Annotated in this window: 15 protein-coding genes, 1 tRNA gene and 1 riboswitch; of the genes, 10 read left to right on the top strand and 6 right to left on the bottom strand. The window is 39.7% G+C overall.

Features of this window, described 5'->3' with window-relative positions:
• Positions 1-49 precede the first annotated feature (49 nt).
• Complete coding sequence (locus ACXVWB_RS07865) at positions 50-454, bottom strand: H-NS family histone-like protein (RefSeq protein ID WP_128787449.1); 405 nt, start codon at positions 452-454, stop codon at positions 50-52.
• Positions 455-750: 296 nt separating this feature from the next.
• Positions 751-927: riboswitch (Lysine riboswitch) on the top strand.
• 63 nt (positions 928-990) lie between these two features.
• Here ACXVWB_RS07865 and ACXVWB_RS07860 point away from each other — a divergent pair.
• The gene (locus tag ACXVWB_RS07860) at positions 991-2511 is read left to right on the top strand and encodes a Na+/H+ antiporter NhaC family protein (protein WP_289902049.1); all 1521 of its coding nucleotides are present in this window, start codon (positions 991-993) and stop codon (positions 2509-2511) included.
• Positions 2512-2575: 64 nt separating this feature from the next.
• Here the strand turns inward: ACXVWB_RS07860 and cls are convergent, their stop codons facing one another.
• Entirely contained in the window at positions 2576-4036 is a 1461-nt protein-coding gene (gene cls / locus ACXVWB_RS07855) for a cardiolipin synthase (protein WP_289902091.1), read from the bottom strand.
• Positions 4037-4054: 18 nt separating this feature from the next.
• Between cls and ACXVWB_RS07850 the strand changes: the two genes are divergently transcribed.
• Genes ACXVWB_RS07850 through ACXVWB_RS07840 form a run of 3 tightly spaced genes read left to right on the top strand, consistent with a single transcriptional unit; the run spans position 4055 to position 6385 of the window.
• On the top strand, positions 4055-4747 hold the full coding sequence (locus tag ACXVWB_RS07850) for a TIGR01621 family pseudouridine synthase (protein WP_289902092.1): 693 nt from the start codon (positions 4055-4057) through the stop codon (positions 4745-4747).
• A 51-nt stretch (positions 4748-4798) separates the two neighbouring features.
• Positions 4799-5602, top strand: a complete 804-nt coding sequence (xthA, locus tag ACXVWB_RS07845; protein ID WP_265469745.1) for an exodeoxyribonuclease III — start codon at positions 4799-4801, stop codon at positions 5600-5602.
• Between the two features lie 9 nt (positions 5603-5611).
• Positions 5612-6385: a TIGR01619 family protein gene (locus tag ACXVWB_RS07840; protein ID WP_289902051.1), complete on the top strand. Its 774-nt coding sequence runs from the start codon at positions 5612-5614 to the stop codon at positions 6383-6385.
• A 131-nt stretch (positions 6386-6516) separates the two neighbouring features.
• Here ACXVWB_RS07840 and ACXVWB_RS07835 read toward each other — a convergent pair.
• Positions 6517-6592 (bottom strand) — tRNA-Asn (locus tag ACXVWB_RS07835).
• Between the two features lie 400 nt (positions 6593-6992).
• Here ACXVWB_RS07835 and uvrB point away from each other — a divergent pair.
• Positions 6993-9029 carry an excinuclease ABC subunit UvrB gene (gene uvrB, locus ACXVWB_RS07830; protein ID WP_289902052.1) on the top strand — a complete coding sequence of 679 codons (2037 nt, stop codon included), beginning with the start codon at positions 6993-6995 and terminating at the stop codon, positions 9027-9029.
• A gap of 37 nt (positions 9030-9066) precedes the next feature.
• Here uvrB and ACXVWB_RS07825 read toward each other — a convergent pair whose 3' ends face one another.
• Positions 9067-10458, bottom strand: a complete 1392-nt coding sequence (locus ACXVWB_RS07825; protein ID WP_289902053.1) for a DegQ family serine endoprotease — start codon at positions 10456-10458, stop codon at positions 9067-9069.
• Positions 10459-10872: 414 nt separating this feature from the next.
• Between ACXVWB_RS07825 and aroG the strand changes: the two genes are divergently transcribed.
• On the top strand, positions 10873-11964 hold the full coding sequence (gene aroG / locus ACXVWB_RS07820; RefSeq protein ID WP_049357471.1) for a 3-deoxy-7-phosphoheptulonate synthase AroG: 1092 nt from the start codon (positions 10873-10875) through the stop codon (positions 11962-11964).
• A 123-nt stretch (positions 11965-12087) separates the two neighbouring features.
• On the top strand, positions 12088-13005 hold the full coding sequence (locus tag ACXVWB_RS07815) for a LysO family transporter (RefSeq protein WP_289902093.1): 918 nt from the start codon (positions 12088-12090) through the stop codon (positions 13003-13005).
• An 86-nt stretch (positions 13006-13091) separates the two neighbouring features.
• On the opposite strand, the gene hypF is transcribed toward ACXVWB_RS07815, so the two are convergent.
• Both hypF and hybG read right to left on the bottom strand, forming a co-directional pair.
• Positions 13092-15359 (bottom strand): carbamoyltransferase HypF, encoded by a 2268-nt coding sequence (hypF, locus tag ACXVWB_RS07810; RefSeq protein WP_128787438.1) that lies wholly within the window; start codon positions 15357-15359, stop codon positions 13092-13094.
• Positions 15360-15372: 13 nt separating this feature from the next.
• Entirely contained in the window at positions 15373-15648 is a 276-nt protein-coding gene (gene hybG / locus ACXVWB_RS07805) for a hydrogenase maturation factor HybG (RefSeq protein ID WP_005696275.1), read from the bottom strand.
• 347 nt (positions 15649-15995) lie between these two features.
• Here hybG and ACXVWB_RS07800 point away from each other — a divergent pair, with 347 nt between their 5' ends.
• Genes ACXVWB_RS07800 through ACXVWB_RS07790 form a run of 3 tightly spaced genes read left to right on the top strand, consistent with a single transcriptional unit; the run spans position 15996 to position 19626 of the window.
• Positions 15996-16595: a 4Fe-4S dicluster domain-containing protein gene (locus ACXVWB_RS07800; RefSeq protein ID WP_014065505.1), complete on the top strand. Its 600-nt coding sequence runs from the start codon at positions 15996-15998 to the stop codon at positions 16593-16595.
• A 36-nt stretch (positions 16596-16631) separates the two neighbouring features.
• A complete protein-coding gene (gene hyfB / locus ACXVWB_RS07795; RefSeq protein WP_289902054.1) occupies positions 16632-18653 on the top strand; it encodes a hydrogenase 4 subunit B in 2022 nt (673 codons plus the stop codon).
• 10 nt (positions 18654-18663) lie between these two features.
• Positions 18664-19626 (top strand): respiratory chain complex I subunit 1 family protein, encoded by a 963-nt coding sequence (locus ACXVWB_RS07790; protein WP_049357464.1) that lies wholly within the window; start codon positions 18664-18666, stop codon positions 19624-19626.
• Positions 19627-19635 lie beyond the last annotated feature (9 nt).

The raw sequence follows: 19635 nt of genomic DNA, 5'->3' as shown, positions 1-19635 counted from the left end.
TAAAAAAAGAGAACCCATAAAAATGGGTTCTATATAGTTGATAATGAAATTAGATTTCGAAAGAAGCTAAAGAAGCACCTTTATCTAAGGCCTTTTGAATCACTCGAGGTGTACGGCCTTGGCCCGTCCATGTTCTTTCTTGACCTGTTTCATCAGTATATTTGTATTTTGCTGGACGAGGTTCACGTTTTTTACGAATTGAAGCTGGGGCAATACCAATAATTGCCGTTAATTCTTCTGCCGTGATACCTTCTTGTTTAATTAACTCTTTATATTTGGCAATACGAGCACGACGTTCTTGTTCAGCTTGTTTAATTTCAGCGGCTTGAGCGCGTTTTTCTTCAACAGCAGCTTGTAATTTTAAAAGTGAATTTTCAGCTTGCTCTAATGTTAAATCGCGTATAGCTGCGCGCAAGCTACGAAGATTAGTTAAACCTTTTGTTAATTCGTTCATTACGACCTCTTTTTACGTGTGTGAATGCTTAATTGTTTTCAAAACATATGATAGCGAAAATAATATATTTGGTAAATATGAATTAACAAAAATAAAATAATTAATTAGTCGAATGTCATTATATTTATATTATCAATTGAATTATTCTTATATTGTTTTCCTCATATAGAGGTTAAATTTCTTAACAAACACGCAACAATCTTATAAGTAATGGTAAATCAAACAATCGATCTAGGAAAAAACATAAGATTTTATTGGTAATATTATTCGTTTTAATGTAATCTTTCTCCATCCTATACAACAGTAGAGGTGCGATTACTATAAGTATTTTCTTAGAGTGGATAACGTTGAAGAGAAAGGAAAGGAGTGATTGCCGAAATCGAATAAAAGTCATTTTATTCGGTTGGTTGCGTGTTCGAAAGGAACGTGACTGTCATAGTTTTATGTATTAACTATGGAGCGCTACGGTTCGGTCTGGTTATACTTGGTTGTATCTTTTCTTGCCGTTGTCTCCATTAATTTATAGGTATAACTTAATGGAACTAATTGATTATTCTTCATCTATTTATTCAATTATACCCGCATTACTTGCGATTATTTTAGCGATTGCAACACGTCGGGTTTTGGTGTCTCTGAGTGCAGGGATTGTTGTCGGTGCATTAATGTTGGTTAATTTCAACCCATTGAATGCATTCATTTATTTAAAAGATAATGTTATTGCATTAGTTTATAGTAGCGAAGAAGGCATGAATTCAAATATGAATATCGTGTTTTTCTTAGTTTTGCTTGGCGTATTGACCGCACTTTTAACCGTGTCAGGCAGCAACCGTGCGTTTGCTGAATGGGCACAGAATAAAATTAAAGGTCGTCGTGGTGCGAAATTATTAGCGGCATCTTTAGTGTTTGTGACATTTATCGATGATTACTTCCATAGTCTTGCTGTCGGTGCTATTGCTCGTCCAGTCACTGATCGTTTTAACGTTTCTCGTGCAAAATTGGCGTACATTCTTGATTCTACTGCTGCACCAATGTGTGTCATGATGCCAGTATCAAGCTGGGGAGCATATATTATTACTCTCGTAGCAGGTTTATTGGCGACTTACTCTATTACATCTTATACGCCTATGGGCGCATTCGTTGCGATGAGCTCAATGAACTACTATGCGATCTTCTCATTATTAATGGTGTTCTTTGTTGCTTATTTCTCATTTGATATTGCATCAATGGCTCGTCATGAAAAATTAGCTATGGAACGTGATTATAAAGAAGAAGTCATTGAAGGTGTAAAAGGTAAAGTTCGTAATTTAATTTTACCGATTGTGGTTTTAATTGTGGTGACTGTATTTATGATGATCCACACGGGGAGTGAAGCTTTAACTGCTGATGGAAAACCATTTAGTATCTTAGGTGCCTTTGAGAATACAACGGTGGGAATATCACTGGTTGTAGGTGGTTCAAGTGCGGTTGCAATGTCAACATTATTGATTATCCTTGAGCGTCAAGTTTCTTTACAAGAATATGGAAAAGCCTGGATTGTTGGTATTAAATCGATGTTAGGGGCAATTGCCATTTTATTCTTTGCTTGGACAATTAATAAAGTAGTAGGTGATGCACAAACAGGTAAATACTTATCTTCTTTAGTGAGTGGTAGCATTCCTGTTCAATTTTTACCTGTTCTTTTATTTGTACTTGGTGCGGCAATGGCGTTCTCAACAGGGACAAGTTGGGGAACATTCGGGATTATGTTGCCAATCGCAGCAGCAATGGCGACCAATTCAGCACCAGAGTTATTACTCCCTTGTCTTTCAGCCGTAATGGCTGGTGCAGTATGTGGGGACCATTGTTCACCGGTTTCTGATACGACGATTTTGTCATCAACTGGGGCGAAATGTAACCATATGGATCACGTCACCACACAATTACCGTATGCGGCAACAGTAGCAACAGCAAGTGCTGTCGGTTACATTGTAGTTGGTTTTACAAAATCAGGTTTAGCGGGATTTGTAGCAACTGCAGCAGTATTAGTTGCTTTAGTGTTTATCGTGAAAAAACGTTAATCAATAAGTAAAAGAAGAAAGGGGCGTACTATGCAGTACGCCCTTTTTGCATTCATTATCAAAATTATAATAATGGACTAAACAAGAAAAACAATCGTTCGATAATTCGATGATAGAGAGGGCGATTAAGCCATTCTTGCATATCGAGTTTAGATGAATTCGCTAAGTAATTTTCGTGGAGTGTTGCGACTTCATTCGCAAAATTACGATCTTCGACGACAATGGTGATTTCAAAATTAAGTAAAAAACTACGCAAATCCATATTTACTGTACCAACAAGTGCAAGTTTATTATCAATCAGTATACTTTTTGTATGCAGAAGCCCCGCCTCAAAATGATAAATTTTTACTCCCGCTTCTAGCAAATCATCAAAGAAGGTACGGCTTGCCCAGCGAACCATTAGGGAATCATTTTGTTTCGGTAAAATAAGCGTGATATCAACGCCACGGAATGCGGCAATACGTAATGCTTCAGCGATATTGTGACTTGGTACAAAGTAAGGCGAGGTGATAACAATACTTTCCCTTGCTGCATAAATGGCGGTAGCAAGAGATTGAGCGATTAGATCATCAGGAAAAGCGGGTCCACTCGCAATGACTTGCACTGAATGCGTGTCGTTATCGTCAATTTCCATAATCGGGCAGTTTGGTAATAAAAGCGGTAATTCTTCCGTCGTTTCAATTTCCCAATCCCAAGCGTGTAGGCTGTTTAAAATCGGCGAAACAGGACCATTAATTCGCACCATTATATCTACCCAATTGCCCACATTACTTTCTTGTTTGAAGAAATTAGGGTCCACCATATTCATACTACCTGTATAGGCAATTTGATTATCAATGACGATAATTTTACGGTGTTGGCGTAAATCAATTCGGTTGAAGAACATACGGAATAAGTTTACGTGTAGCGCTTCTGTAATCTCAATGCCTTTCGCTCGCATTTCTTTACAAATAACACTTTTAAGAAAGGCTCTACTACCAACGGAATCCAGTAAAAGACAAACTTTTACGCCACGTTGCACAGCTTCTTCTAACGCTTGTTTAACCTCATTAATTAACCCATCATTACTCCAAATATAAAAGACCATATTAATGGAATGGCGAGCTTGTTGAATATCACCGATGATACTTCGAATAATGGTTTCCGGGGTATCGAGAATATGTAATTCATTTCCTCGAATATTCGGAATGCCTAAGCGTTGGTGGACTAATTTAAATAAAGCACGATAACGTGGGTCTTTAGAGTGAGTGACCACATCTTTTTGCTCTGAAAGCAGATTAAGCCATTTGATGTATTTAGGTTTTAACAACTGAAATGCTTTGGCACGGCGAGCACCGAGTTTCACTTCACCAAAAATTAAATAGGCAATGACACCAATCAGCGGCACGAGGTAAATAATCATCAGCCATGACAACGTAGCGGAAACCGCTTGTTTTTTGACGAGCAACCGCAAGGTGACAGAAATAACCGCCACCCAAATTAACACGGGAATAATATAAACCAGTATAATATGTTCAACATTCATCAATTTTTAACCGCACTTATGAAATTAGACATTATTTATCAGACCGATGATTTTATCATTATTTACAAGCCTTGTGGACTGAGCGTGCATAAAGATCAAAGCGAAATTGGTTTAACCACTTTGCTTGCTGAGCAGCTTGGCGTGTCACAGATTTGGCTTGTACATCGGTTAGATAAAGTGACATCAGGTTTACTCATTTTGGCATTGAACGCCGAAAGTGCGGCTGAATTTTTCCGACTTTTTGCTGAACACCATATTCAAAAAACTTATCTCGCCCTTAGTAATCAAAAACCCAAAAAGAAACAAGGATTGATTGTAGGGGATATGCAAAAAGCCAGGAACGGAGCCTGGAAACTCTGCCAATCGAAAGAAAATCCTGCTATTACTCGTTTTGAAAGTGTAAGTTGTGAGCCTAATTTACGATTATTTATTTTAAAGCCACAAACAGGCAAAATTCATCAATTACGTGTTGCGATGAAAAGCTTAGCTAGTCCCATTTTAGGCGATGCGCTTTATGGCAAAAAGACGGAAAAAATTGACCGCACTTATTTACATGCTGCAAGATTGCAATTTGAATTTAAAGGTAAAGCATTTGATGTGTTTACCCCTCCGAAAGAAGGAGAGTTGTGGCATCGTGAGAGCGTCCAATCTCAGATTCAAAAATTTGGCTCAGAGCATGCTGAGTCAACTGAACAGGAAAAGTGCGGTTAAGATTTCAATTATTTTGTATAATAGCCACAATTTTTCACATTAGGAACAAAAATGAAATTTATCTCTTTTAATATTAATGGTTTACGTGCCCGCCCTCATCAGCTTGAAGCAATTATTGAAAAATACCAACCGGATGTGATTGGTTTACAAGAAATTAAAGTCGCGGATGAAGATTTTCCGTATGCAATTACCGAAAATCTGGGGTATCACGTTTTTCACCATGGACAAAAAGGGCATTACGGTGTCGCCCTGTTAACTAAACAAGAACCAAAAGCGGTGCGTCGTGGTTTTCCAACGGATAATGAAGATGCGCAAAAACGCATTATTATGGCGGATTTAGAAACACCATTTGGTTTGTTAACGGTAATCAATGGCTATTTCCCACAAGGCGAAAGTCGTGCACATGAAACCAAGTTTCCGGCAAAAGAAAAATTTTATGCGGATCTTCAACGCTATTTAGAACAAGATCACGATAAAGCCAATCCAGTGTTAATTATGGGAGATATGAATATTAGCCCAAGCGATTTAGATATTGGCATTGGCGATGAAAACCGCAAACGTTGGTTGCGTACTGGAAAATGTTCATTCTTGCCCGAAGAGCGAGAATGGTATCAACGCTTATACGATTATGGATTGGAAGACACGTTCCGCAAATTAAATCCAACGGTCAATGACAAGTTCTCGTGGTTTGATTATCGCTCAAAAGGTTTTGATGATAATCGTGGATTACGTATCGATCATATTTTAGTGAACCGTCAATTAGCAGAGCGTTGTGTTGATGTTGGCATTGCATTGGATATTCGTGCGATGGAAAAACCGTCAGATCACGCACCAATTTGGGCTGAATTTAAATAGGAAAGCAACATGGATATGGCAAATTGGCAGAATTATCGTTCACAAGTGAATGGTATGCCTGCCGTATTTAGTGCAAATATTGAAAATTTAGATGTTTACCATGGTAAACATCTTAGTAAGGTTGTGCAATTTACCGTGCCTTATCAAGGTGATGAGGACGGTTTGCCGAATGAAGACGAATATGAAAAATTGATTAATCGCCTTTTTAAAATCCTTGCACAATTGACCGCGCTTCCAAATGTATTCTTTGCCGGGCATTTTATTTGCAACCATCAGGCAAAAATGCATTTTTATTGTGAACATGATAGTTTGCTTAAAGAAACCCTTCAACAGCTTGATTTTGTTTCAGAAATCAATGTACAGAATGATCCTAATTGGGATACCTATTTTGATTTCTTATTGGCTTCACCATTAGAAATGAAATTAAATGCGACAGAAGAAATTTTGAGCATGCTGAATAGCAAAGGGCGTAATTTAAGCGACATTTATTTGATCGAACATACTTTCCATTTTGATGACGAAGAGAAAATGTTTCCTTTTATGGATGAATTGACGCTCGGACAAGTGTCTTTTAACACGCTGAAATATTCTAGCCAAGCGATTCAAACAGAAGAAGATGAAGAACCTTACTTTATGGTGAAATTGGAGCAAGAACTTTCATTAGACAGTAATGAGATCTTCCAGTGGGTAGAGCGCTTTGAAAAGCTAGCCGTAGAATTTTCAGGCGATTATATTGGTTGGGAGTGCGATAATTTAATCGACGACCATTCAGTGCTAAATTAGTGCGATAATTCGTCAAGCAGTATAGTTTAGATAAAAATAAAGCCCATCAATACGATGGGCTTAAATTCTTTTGGCTACTAATTTAGAATTTGTAAAAGGAGACAAACGAAAGCTAAACCAAAAGAGAAATTTGGCTCCTCCTGCGGGACTCGAACCTGCGACATATGGATTAACAGTCCACCGTTCTACCGACTGAACTAAGGAGGAATAAATTTAGTATCACAAAGAATAGGCGCGCATTTTAATGAGCGGTCCATTCCTTGTCAAGGCCAAAAATGAAAAAAAGTATAAAATTTTTTGCACTTTTTTCTATCCACAAAGCCTGTGGATAACTTTGTGGATTGTTTTTGTTTAAAATGGTCAACCACTGGTGCAGACTGGCTTTTCCTTAAATTGTTCATCTATTAGCCATAAGTGGATATTCTTTTAAATATCAATACGTTGCATAAAGTCCAGCAAAAAAAATAAAATATTTTTCAATTTTGAAGTGTTTCAGACTTGACACGCCTAAGTATGTGTAAAACTTGGATTTTTATCGCTCAATTTGGAGTAATAAATGTGCTAAAATAGTCACACTTCTAAAACAGTTAAAAAATTGACCGCACTTATGGCAGAGAAAATTAATACTAAGCCTTTTATCCTTCATTCTGATTTTAAACCTTCCGGTGATCAACCCCAAGCAATCGAAAAATTAGTTGAAAATTTAGAGGATGGTTTGGCCCATCAAACCCTTCTAGGGGTAACGGGGTCAGGCAAAACATTTACCATTGCAAATGTCATAGCGACATTAAATCGTCCAGCGATGTTACTTGTCCCAAATAAAACCCTCGCTGCTCAGCTTTATGCAGAAATGAAAGCATTCTTTCCTGAAAACGCAGTGGAATATTTCGTCTCATACTATGATTATTATCAGCCGGAAGCTTATGTACCGAGTAGTGATACCTTTATTGAGAAAGATGCTTCCATTAATGATCAAATTGAACAGATGCGTCTTTCTGCTACCAAGTCGTTCTTAGAGCGTCGAGATACTATCGTAGTGGCGTCCGTATCAGCGATTTATGGTTTGGGCGATCCAGATAGCTATTTGAAGATGATGTTGCATTTACAGCAAGGGGCCATTATCGATCAACGTCAGATTTTAGCGAAGTTAGCGGAATTACAATATACAAGAAACGATCAGGCTTTTCAGCGTGGTACATTCCGTGTTCGCGGCGAAGTGATTGATATTTTCCCTGCGGAATCTGACGATCGAGCGGTACGAATTGAATTATTTGATGATGAAATTGAACGTTTAAGTTTATTTGATCCTTTAACTGGCACAAGTTTTGGCGCAGTTCCGCGTTTTACGGTGTATCCAAAAACTCACTATGTCACACCAAGAGAACGTATTTTAGATGCGATTGAAAAAATCAAAGCGGAGCTTGTGCAACGCCGTGAATATTTCATCAAAGAACATAAATTACTAGAAGAGCAGCGTATAACCCAACGTACGCAATTTGACATTGAGATGATGAATGAGCTCGGCTATTGCTCAGGCATCGAAAACTATTCACGCTATCTTTCAGGCAGAAATGAAGGCGAACCGCCTCCGACATTATTTGATTATATGCCGTCTGATGCGATTTTGATTATTGATGAATCACACGTGACAGTGCCGCAAATTGGCGGGATGTATCGCGGAGACCGTTCTCGTAAAGAAACTTTGGTGGAATATGGTTTTCGTTTGCCTTCAGCATTGGATAATCGTCCATTACGCTTTGAAGAGTTTGAACGTTTAGCGCCGCAGACGATTTACGTTTCCGCAACACCAGGTCCTTATGAGTTAGAAAAATCGGGCAGTGAAATAGTCGATCAGGTGGTACGTCCAACGGGCTTGCTCGATCCACAAATTGAAATTCGTCCAGTATCCATTCAAGTAGATGATTTGCTGTCTGAAGCGCGTCAAAGAGCGGATAAAAATGAGCGTGTTTTAGTCACCACGCTGACGAAGAAAATGGCGGAAGATTTAACGGATTACTTAGACGAACACGGCATTCGTGTACGTTATCTGCATTCAGATATTGATACTGTTGAGCGTGTAGAGATTATTCGTGATTTACGTTTAGGCGAGTTTGATGTGTTAGTCGGTATCAACTTATTACGTGAGGGTTTAGATATTCCAGAAGTTTCTCTTGTCGCCATTTTAGATGCCGATAAAGAAGGTTTCTTGCGTTCTGAGCGTTCCTTAATTCAAACCATCGGTCGTGCCGCTCGAAACTTGAATGGTAAAGCGATTTTGTATGCTGATAGCATTACTAAATCTATGGAAAAAGCCATTACCGAAACGAATCGCCGTCGTGAAAAACAAATGAAATACAATGAAGAGCATGGTATTGTTCCACAGGCATTGAATAAGAAAGTCGGCGAGTTGTTAGATATTGGTCAAGGTGCAAATCAAAAAGCGAAATCGAAACAGCGTGGAAAAACGGCAGCTGAACCGACCGCACTTTACAATGCACCTAAATCCGCCAAAGAATTCCAACAACAAATTAAGAAATTGGAACAACAAATGTATAAATTTGCTCAAGATCTCGAATTTGAAAAAGCCGCAGCAGTACGCGATCAACTTCATCAATTGAGAGAGCAGTTTATGATATCGGAATAAAGGAAAAGAGCGATCAAATTGACCGCTCTTTTTTATTTTATTGTACTAATAAGTAGAAGTTGTTTTTGCCACGTAAGATATTGAGTGCAACAGCTGATGGTTTTTCATCTAATGCTTTGCGTAAGTCTTGCGTGCTTTCAATTGGCTGACGGTTGATGCCGATGATGATATCGCCCGATTTTAAACCGCGTTGTGCTGCCATTGAATTTGGCTGTACTTTGCTAATTTCCACACCTTTCACGCCTTTTACATCATAGTTGTTTAAGGTTGCACCGTCTAATGCAGGAAGTTCGGTTTTACTTGTTGTTGGTGTACCATCGTCTGCTTGCAAGGTCACTTTTACGTTTTCAGTTTTACCATCTCGTAAGTAAGTGAGCTCAATTTCTTTACCAACACCAGAAGTCGCGATTTTTGCACGCATTTCGGCAAAGCTTGAGATTTTTTGACCATTCATTGCGGTAATCACATCACCCGCTTTTAAGCCCGCTTTTTCGGCAGCAGAATTTGGAATGACTTCACTCACAAAAGCACCTTGTTGCGCACTGACATTAAAGACTTTTGCCAAGTCTGCATTTAATTCGCCACCTTTAATACCGAGTAAACCACGGCGTACTTCACCAAATTCTAAGATTTGTTGAACGAGATTGTTGGCTTGGTTGCTTGGAATTGCAAAGGCGATCCCAGCGTTACCGCCACTTGGAGAAATAATTGCGGTATTAATGCCAATTAATTCACCTCGTAAATTCAATAATGCACCACCAGAGTTACCACGGTTTACCGCAGCATCGGTTTGAATATAGTTTTCATACGCTCCGCTATCTGAACCAGTAGAGCGGCCAAGTGCTGAAACGATACCAGAGGTTACAGTTTGACCTAAACCAAATGGGTTACCGATAGCCACAGTAAAATCACCGACACGTAATTTATCGGAGTCCGCCATTTTGATAGCAGTAAGATTAGTTGGTTTTTCAATTTGTACTAAAGCGATATCAGATTGTTCGTCTTTTCCAACGAGTTTTGCTTTGAATTCACGTCCGTCTTGTAATTTTGCGGTAATTTTATCCGCACCATCTACCACGTGATTGTTAGTTAAAACATAGCCTTTATCTGCATTGATGATCACGCCAGAACCTAAACCACGGAAGTTGCGTGATGAGCCACGGTTTCCACCAAATTGTTCGCCAAATTGATCACCAAAGAAAAATTTAAATTCTTCTGGAATATCATCAGGTAATACTGAACGGCTGTTTGCTTTTGCTTTGCCTTCAACAGAAAGAGTCACGACTGCTGCTTGCGCTTTTTCTAACATTGGCGCAAGGCTGCCTTGTTCTACGATTTCATTCGGAATAGCTGCTTGAGCGGATAAAGAGGTCGCAAATACGCTTAAACCTAATGCGATACCGGTTAATACAAAATTTCTTTTCTTCATAAGTTCTCCAAGTAAAAATAAATGACTGAATCAGTGTTCAATCAGACAAAAAAATGAGGGGAATGTTCAGTAAAAACAAGGGAGTTTAAAAAATATTTAAAAAAGTGCGGTTGGAATTGAAATTGTTTTTTATGACCACATTTTATTTAAATTTATTTATTCATTTTAGAGGATAAAAGAATAATCTATTTTAAATGGAGCAGGTACAACCTATTTTTACGCCAAAATCCTTGCCAGATAAGGTGAAAGGTAGTTTAATAACGAGTTACTAGGATTGCTTAACGAGTACAAGTTTTATGCAATTGTATAAAATTAGTGTATGAATTCAAATAAACTAGTTTACTAGTACAAAAAATGGGTGTAGAGTAACGCCATGAGATTGAAACACAACATTTAAGATTTAGAGAGTGACATATGGCGACGAAGAAAGAAGAAATCGAAGTAAAAGTTGCAAATGATGATACCCGAATTGAAAAAGTCGATCAGGTATTACCTCCCATTGCCTTATTAGAAAAATTTCCTGCAAGTGAAGAAGCGGCAGATTTAGTTCATGAAACCCGTTTGCATGCGCACAATATTATTCATGGTAAAGAAGATCGTTTACTTGTAGTAATTGGCCCTTGTTCGATTCATGATCCTAAAGCCGCATTAGATTATGCTAAACGTTTAAAAGTATTACGTGATGAATATAAAGATACACTTGAAGTGGTGATGCGCGTTTACTTTGAAAAACCGCGTACAACAGTGGGTTGGAAAGGCTTAATTAATGATCCTTATTTAAATGATACATATCGTTTAAATGATGGTTTGCGTATTGCACGTAAATTATTATCTGACATCAATAACTTAGGCGTACCATCAGCAGGTGAGTTCTTAGATATGATCACACCACAATATGTAGCGGATTTCATGAGCTGGGGCGCAATTGGTGCGAGAACAACGGAATCTCAAGTTCACCGTGAATTAGCTTCAGGCTTATCTTGTGCGGTAGGCTTTAAAAATGGCACAAATGGTGGCGTAAAAGTAGCATTAGATGCAATGGGCGCGGCAGAAGCTTCGCATTACTTCTTATCTGTGACAAAATTTGGCCATTCGGCTATTGTTTCAACAAAAGGAAATGAAGACTGCCACATTATTTTACGTGGTGGGGATAAAGGTCCTAACTATAAAGCGGAAGACGTTGCAAAAGTTTGTGCAGAGATCGAAAAATCAGGTCGTATTCCACATGTCATGGTTGATTTTAGCCATGCAAATAGTAGCAAACAATTCAAAAAACAAATGGATGTTTGTGAAGATGTTTGCCAGCAAATTGCAGGTGGTTCAAAGCAGATCTTCGGTGTCATGGTAGAAAGTCATATTGTTGAAGGGCGTCAAGATTTAGTAGATGGTAAAGCGCATACTTACGGACAAAGTATCACTGATGCTTGCATCGGTTGGGAAGATACAGAAATCGTGTTAAAACAGTTATCTGATGCCGTAGCGGCTCGCCGCCGAGTAAATAACTAATAATTTTTTATTTTTCAGATAATTAAAAGTGTGGTTAATTTTGACCGCACTTTTTTATGCGCTTTGAAAAAGGGGGAGAAAAGGGGTATGCTAGCCTCAGTGGAATAAGAAAGGAGATGTATGATGCAGGATATGATAAATGGCTTATTAATTGTCTTAGTACCGATGGTGTTAGGCTATCTACTGAAGGTCAATAATAAATCCTATATCGCAAAGATTAATCATATTGTCATGTTTTTGCTTTACATCATCCTTTTCTTAATGGGGTATTTACTTGGTCAATTGGATGATTTAGAACATAAACTTCCTATTATTGGTACAACCGCATTGACGCTATCGGGGATCATTTTGGGTTCAAATATGATCGGTCTGATGCTTTACGATCGCTTTAACCCAGCTGAGCCACTTAAATCACAAGGTAAAATTGATTCTCGTTGGCATTCCTTAATCGATTCTCTCAAGCTTTCGGGCACAGTGGTGCTTGGTACTCTTTGTGGTTTCTTTTTTAAATCCTATCTTATGTTGCCTACAGGTATAAATCTATATGTATTGATTGTGCTGATTTTCTTTGTGGGTATTCAACTAAGAAATAACGGCATTTCCTTAAAAGAAGCACTTTTCAATAAACGTGGTTTCCAAACAGGGATGGTGTTTACGTTTACCTCGTTACTAGGTGGAGTGGTTGCTGCTTTCGTTTTAGCGATGCCCATTACTCAAGGACTCGCTTTTGCCTCTGGAATGGGCTGGTATTCGTTATCTAGTGTGGTATTAACTAATGCGTGGGGACCTGTGCAGGGTAGTATTGCCTTTTTTAATGATTTATCCCGTGAAATTGTGAGTTTATTTGTCATCCCATTATTTATGCGTCACTTCCGTTCAACCGCGATTGGAATCACAGGGGCAACTGCAATAGATTGTACTTTGCCGATTATCCAAAAAGCGGGGGGCATTGAAGTGACACCTATAGCCATTTCATTTGGCTTTGTGACGAATATTCTGCCACCATTGTTATTGGTTTTCTTTTCCAGTATTCCGCTATAAAAAGATAAAAAAGAAATACAAAAACAAAAGCGTTAATCGTTATTTTTCGATTAACTCTTTTTCTTATATTTTAATATTAGGAATTATCAGTTTCTATGCATGGCAATAACAGCCTGACCTAAACTGAGGCCTCCATCACCCATCGGTAGTTTATGCGCACTTAATACATGGAATTCGCTCAAATTTTCTTTTAATAAGCGACGTAGTAGTTGGTTATGCATCACACCACCAGATAACACGATAGTACGGCATTGGTATTTGCGAGCTTGATTTGCAGCAAGTTCAGCAAACCCTTGGGCGAGAGCATAGTGAAAGGCGAAGGCTTTATCTTCAACAGAAGCATGATAATTCAACCAACTTTGCCAAAAGTAAGCCAAATCCAGTTTATTGCCGATAAGCGGCATTTTTACTGGAATATTGATCGCACTTTTTGGGTGTGTAGCAAAGGATGAGTTATTTGCCAGAACTTCTAGATGGCAGGCGGCTTCGCCCTCCCAAGAAACAATGGTTGGTGCAATACCGAGAGCATAAGCTACGGCGTCAAATAAACGACCAGCAGATGATATAGGTGGACAATTGAGTCCGCGCTCAATGGCATTGACTAGTATTTGCCAATTCGGTTCAGCACAAGTTTTTGTGAGTATTTCTTGCCACTGTGGCACAAATTGATGCAGGTGAGCCAGCCAGTTGCGCCAAGGTTGTTTCGCTGCAAGATCACCGCCTGGTAGAGCAACAGCCGGCAGACCACCTAAATATTGACTATGTTGATAGTCAACGAGTAGGCATTCGCCTCCCCAAAGTTGTCCATTTTCGCCCATGCCGATACCGTCTAGAGCAAGACCAATTACTGGTTCATTACAATTGTGCTCGGCTATCACGCTGACAATATGAGCATGATGATGCAGTACTTCTATTGGTGTGATTTGTTGCTGTTCGGCAAGTTGTTGACCAATGGAAGATGAAAAATAGCCAGGGTGAGCATCAACCGCGATGATGTCTGGTTTAAATTGATAAATCTGCTGAAATAATGCAAGATTTTCACTCAATTGTGACCGCACTTGTTCATTTGCTGTATCGCCAATATGTTGGCTCAGTACGGCTTTATTGTGACGTAGCAGGCAGAATGTATTTTTCAGATCAGATCCTAAAGCCAACACATTCTTCGTGCTTTGTGTTTCAAGTGGTATTTCATCGGGTACATAGCCACGAGCGCGACGCAATGTTTCTAATCCATCGAAGGCAACACGAACGAGACTATCATCGGCACGTTGTAGAATATCGCGGTTGTGACAAAGATAAAAATCAGCTAAATCAGCTAATTGTTCCACTGCATGTTCATTTTTCAATACAGGAGGATGTCCGCTTGCATTTGCAGACGTCATCACGAGCGGACGATTAACCGCTCGTAACAACAAATGCTGCAGTGGGTTGCTTGGAAGCATTACTCCGATTTCCTGTAAGTTTGGCGCAATGTTATTCGCAATATGCGGCACTTTGTGTTTTAAAAGAAGTACAATTGGCGCAGCACTGCTGGTTAGTAATTCTGTTTCTTGGGCACTTAAATCTTGTAAAAACTGCAGGTCAGGCACCATAATGGCTAATGGTTTTGTCGGACGATGTTTCCGTTGACGTAATAAATCAACAGACTTTTGGTTATTTGCATCACAGGCTAGGTGAAAACCGCCTAAGCCTTTAATCGCAACGATATGACCTTGTTGTAATAAAAGTGCGGTCTGTTTTAGCGCAGTTTCATGAGTAGCAAGCGTTTGTTCTCGATCTTGTAACCAAATATGGGGGCCGCAAACAGAACAAGCATTGGGTTGAGCATGAAAACGACGATCAGCGGGATCTTTATATTCTTTTTCACATTGTGGACAAAGTGGAAAAGAAGCCATTGCCGTGTTTTTTCGGTCGTAAGGAATTGCCTTGATGATGGTAAAACGCGGACCGCAATGGGTGCAGTTAGTAAAAGGATAATGATAGCGTCGGTTATTGGGATCGAATAAGTCAGCTAAACAATGTGGACAGGTAGCTGCATCTGGAATAATTTGCGTGTCCATTTGATTGTTTTCACTTTCCCGAATGGTAAAGCCCGTTACAGCGGTTGCTTCTGGCCAATCTATTGGACGCTGAGTAATGTCAGTAATTTGCGCTAGCGGCGGGAGTTTGTTTTGCAGGTCGGACAAAAATTGCTTGAGTGCATCTGCTGATGGGGAGACAAAACGAATTAATACGCCTTGCCCATCATTATTTACATCTCCGTTTAACTTATATTGATTTGCCAGAAGCCAAACAAAAGGGCGAAATCCCACGCCTTGAACCTTTCCTTTTATGCGTAATTCGATCCCTTGCATAACGCAATCCTGTTTATTTTTGATTTAAGCCAAGAAAATCGCCGACTTCGTGTTCTAGCTGGCTCATGGCAATTAAGGCTTCTTGCGTTTGTTTGGCCTCTTCTTCATCGATAATCGTCATGGCAAAACCCACATGCACGAGTACCCATTTACCAACGAGAGGTTTGGGGTCATCCTGACAAATTAATGAAATATTAACTTCTCTTTTAACACCACACACATCGACTACAGCAAGCTGTAATGCACTGTCTGCAACTTGAATAATTTGTCCTGGAATACCTAAACACATAATCTGTCCTTAGTTAGAATGTTTATGAGATAAATCGTTTATTGTGTTTCAATAAACGTACTGCGAGTGTGAAATTTTATCATGTAAGCACCTAAATTTGTATAGCCATATTTTAAATAAGGCTACTGCATTTTTGTTTAAAGTCTGTTCACATTTTTAACATAAAATTATTATGTTTCACTGTTATTTAACAGGTGCATCAGAGTAATAGAAAAACAATGGAAATCTTTTGATCTTAATCACAAATTTTCGAATTAGTTCTTGAGCTTTACTTTTTTACAGGAGTATCCTTACTCCTAGAGTGGTTATTGTAAAAAACGTTATTTACATACAAGGAGGGGGAATGTATGAATCGTTTTGTAATCGGTGATCCGAAGGATTGCATTGGATGCAACACCTGTATGGCCGCTTGTAGCGAAGTGCATAAAGCTTTCGGATTACAATCTTTTCCACGCTTACAAGTCATGCGTAATGATGATGTAACCGTGCCAATTCTCTGTCGTCATTGTGATGATTCACCATGTGCTACTGTGTGTCCGGTGCACGCAATTACACATATCAATGACACTATTCAACTTAACGAAAGTCTCTGTATCGGTTGTAAACTTTGTGGTATTGCTTGCCCATTCGGTGCCATTACCCAACATGGTTCTGCACCGATTGACGCACCAACCTATTATGAAGGATTCTCCTTCACTGATGCGGTAAAACGAGATATTCGTACTGCACCAGATAATACGGATTTACACAATATGTTGGCATGGCAACCAGGTGTGAAAGCCATTGCGGTGAAATGCGATCTTTGCTATTTCCGTGAAGATGGTCCGGCTTGTGTGCAAACCTGCCCGACCAAAACGTTATTTATTATTAGTGATGAGAGTATCAAACAGGCTAACGAAAGAAAACGTGAAATGGCAATGGTTTCTTCGCCTGCTATCCCAAGATAATTAGTGTGTTTAACTTGTAATCAATGGAGTGATATTATGAGTTTACCAATCAATTTACTCATCACGACCCTGTTGATTTATGTCGTAGGTGCGTTTATTTCGCTCGCAGTGAGACGAAACGAACAACTTTCAATCAATATATCCGGCGTGACCGGTGTACTTGCTGGAGTGTTAGGTATTGTTGCCTGCATCCCCGTTCTGATCAGCAGCGACACAGTCGTTGATGTTTTCAAAACCCCATTTGAATTTGCCTCGTTCTCCATCCGTATTGACGGATTGGCAGCCTTTATGGTGTGTGTCATTTCTTTATTAGTTATTGTGACCGCACTTTATTCTTTCTCTTATGTAAAAGAATATAAAGGTAAAGGCGCAGGTTCCATGGGTTTCTTCATGAATTTATTTATCGCTTCCATGGTTGCGTTAGTCACCAGCGATAATGCATTCTACTTCCTTGTATTCTTTGAAATGATGTCATTGGCATCTTATTTCTTAGTCCTTACCGAACAAGATGACAATGCCGTAAATGCAGGCTTGCTTTATTTCTTTATTGCGCATGCCGGTTCGGTATTAATTATGATCGCCTTCTTCATTTTCTACTGCTATGCCAGTAGCTTTGAATTTAGCGCATTCCGTCAAACCACTTTACCGGCACCGCTTGCCTTTACCGCCTTTATTTTGGCATTTTTAGGTTTTGGCGCCAAAGCAGGGATGATTCCATTACACAGCTGGTTGCCAAAAGCTCACCCAGCTGCACCTTCTCATGCCTCAGCGATGATGTCTGGAGTGATGGTAAAAATTGGTATTTTCGGGATCATTAAAGTAGGTGTTGATCTTCTCGGTTCTACCAATGTTTGGTATGGCGTTATAGTACTTGGTTTCGGTGCAGTATCTTCCGTACTCGGCGTACTTTATGCCTTGGCAGAACATGACATCAAAAAACTCTTGGCTTATCACACGGTAGAAAATATCGGCATCATTATGATGGGGGTGGGCGTTGGTATGATTGGTATCGCGACACATCATCCAGTATTAGCAACCGTGGGCTTACTTGGTGGGTTATACCACTTGCTTAACCATGCTGTATTCAAAGGCTTGTTATTCTTAGGTGCAGGTTCTGTAATGTATCGCTTGCACACTAAAGACATGGACTTAATGGGCGGCTTAGGCAAACTTATGCCTTACACCGCATTCTGTTTCTTAATCGGTACCATGGCGATTTCTGCATTGCCACCGTTTAACGGTTTTGTCAGTGAATGGTTTACTTATCAATCCTTATTCACCTTAAGTCAAAGTGATGATTTCGTCTTAAAACTTGCCGGTCCAATTGCCATTATTATGTTGGCATTGACGGGTGCGTTAGCGGCACTTTGTTTCGTGAAAGTGTACGGCATCAGCTTTGGTGGTGCACCGCGTAGCGAAAAAGCAGCCAATGCACGTGAAGTGCCAAAACCAATGGTAATTGCGATGGCGGTATTAGCGTTATGTTGTGTATTGTTAGGTGTGGGTGCATCTGTGGTGACTCCAATAATTGCGAAAATTTCGACCGCACTTGCTCACAGTGAGCCGCTAATGTTGGCTCAAAATGGTGTGGTGGTCGCACAAGCTGAACCGCATACCGCGCTTTCAACACCGATGGTGACTATCATGCTATTGGCATTCTTCTTCTTGCCATTTAGTTTTTACGCCTTCACCAAAAATCAACGTTTATCCGATCGTGCAAAAGGCAATCCATGGGCTTGTGGTTATGCTTATGAACAAGATATGGCGGCCTCTGCAGGTAGTTTCACTCGTCCGTTGCGTACGATTTTCAAATCACTTTATACCTTGCGCGAAGTGTTGGATCCCGCACCTTTAGGTGATAAAGGTATCCAAGCGGTAATTAAAGGTGCAACAAAAGCTGAACCTTTCTGGGAAGAAAAAATGACGATGCCAATCGCTCGTTTTATTCCTTGGTTAGGAACTAAAATTCAATGGTTGCAACAAGGTGATTTCCGTGTGTACTGCGTGTACTTCGTGATTGCCTTGGTGGCAATACTACTTTCCATTGCGTTGATGTAGGAGGTTGAAGATGATTACGTTACCTTCAGAAATTGCAACATCTGCCGGAATGTTTGTTTTTGCCATTGTGCAAGCCTTGATTTTGCTCGCCCTTGCACCGTTATTTTCCGGTATTTCACGTATGATCCGTGCTCGTATTCAATCTCGTCGCGGTCCTGGCGTGTTACAAGATTATCGTGACATTGCGAAATTAATGAAACGTCAAAACATTTGGCCAGACAATGCGGGTTGGGTTTCTAAAGCGATGCCTTATGTGCTAATTAGCACAGTGATGGTGGTTGCCATGAGTTTGCCTTTATTTACTCGTATCGCACCATTTGGCGCTGGCAGTGATTTAATCACCGTGATTTACTTATTCGCCTTGTTCCGTTTCTTTTTCTCAATTGCGGGTTTGGATTCAAACAGCACATTCTCAAGTTTAGGGGCAAGCCGTGAAGTCACATTAGGTGTTTTAGTAGAACCAATTCTCATGTTGGCATTCCTTGTGATTGCTTTAATTGCCGGTTCAACCAATTTTGCGGTTATCGGTAATGCACTTTCCGAAAATACTTGGCAATATCCAATTGCGACAGTGATTGCTATCGCAGCAGCATTCTTCGCCGTGTTTATTGAAATGGGGAAAATTCCATTTGACTTGGCAGAAGCGGAACAAGAATTACAAGAAGGTCCATTGACTGAATATTCTGGTCCAGCACTCGCCTTATTAAAAGTCGGCTTAAGCTTAAAATCTATGGTTGTAGCATCTATCTTTGTGAGCGTGTTGCTTCCGTTTGGTATCCCAACAGAGATGAGCTTAAGTGCGGTCGTTTTAGGCGGTGTTTTATTCTTCGTGAAATTATTAGTGGTGTTCGTATTGGCTTGTGTCTTTGAAAACACACTCTCTCGTACCCGCTTTATGTTAACAGGACGTTTAACCGTAGTCGGCTTCGGCATTTCTGTGTTAGCGTTTGTATTTTACTTCACAGGGTTGTAAGGAGGACAA

This window comes from Haemophilus sp. SZY H53 (assembly GCF_054332375.1).
The sequence above is the reverse complement of the archived record's forward strand: the minus strand, read 5'-3'. Positions and strand labels throughout refer to the sequence as shown.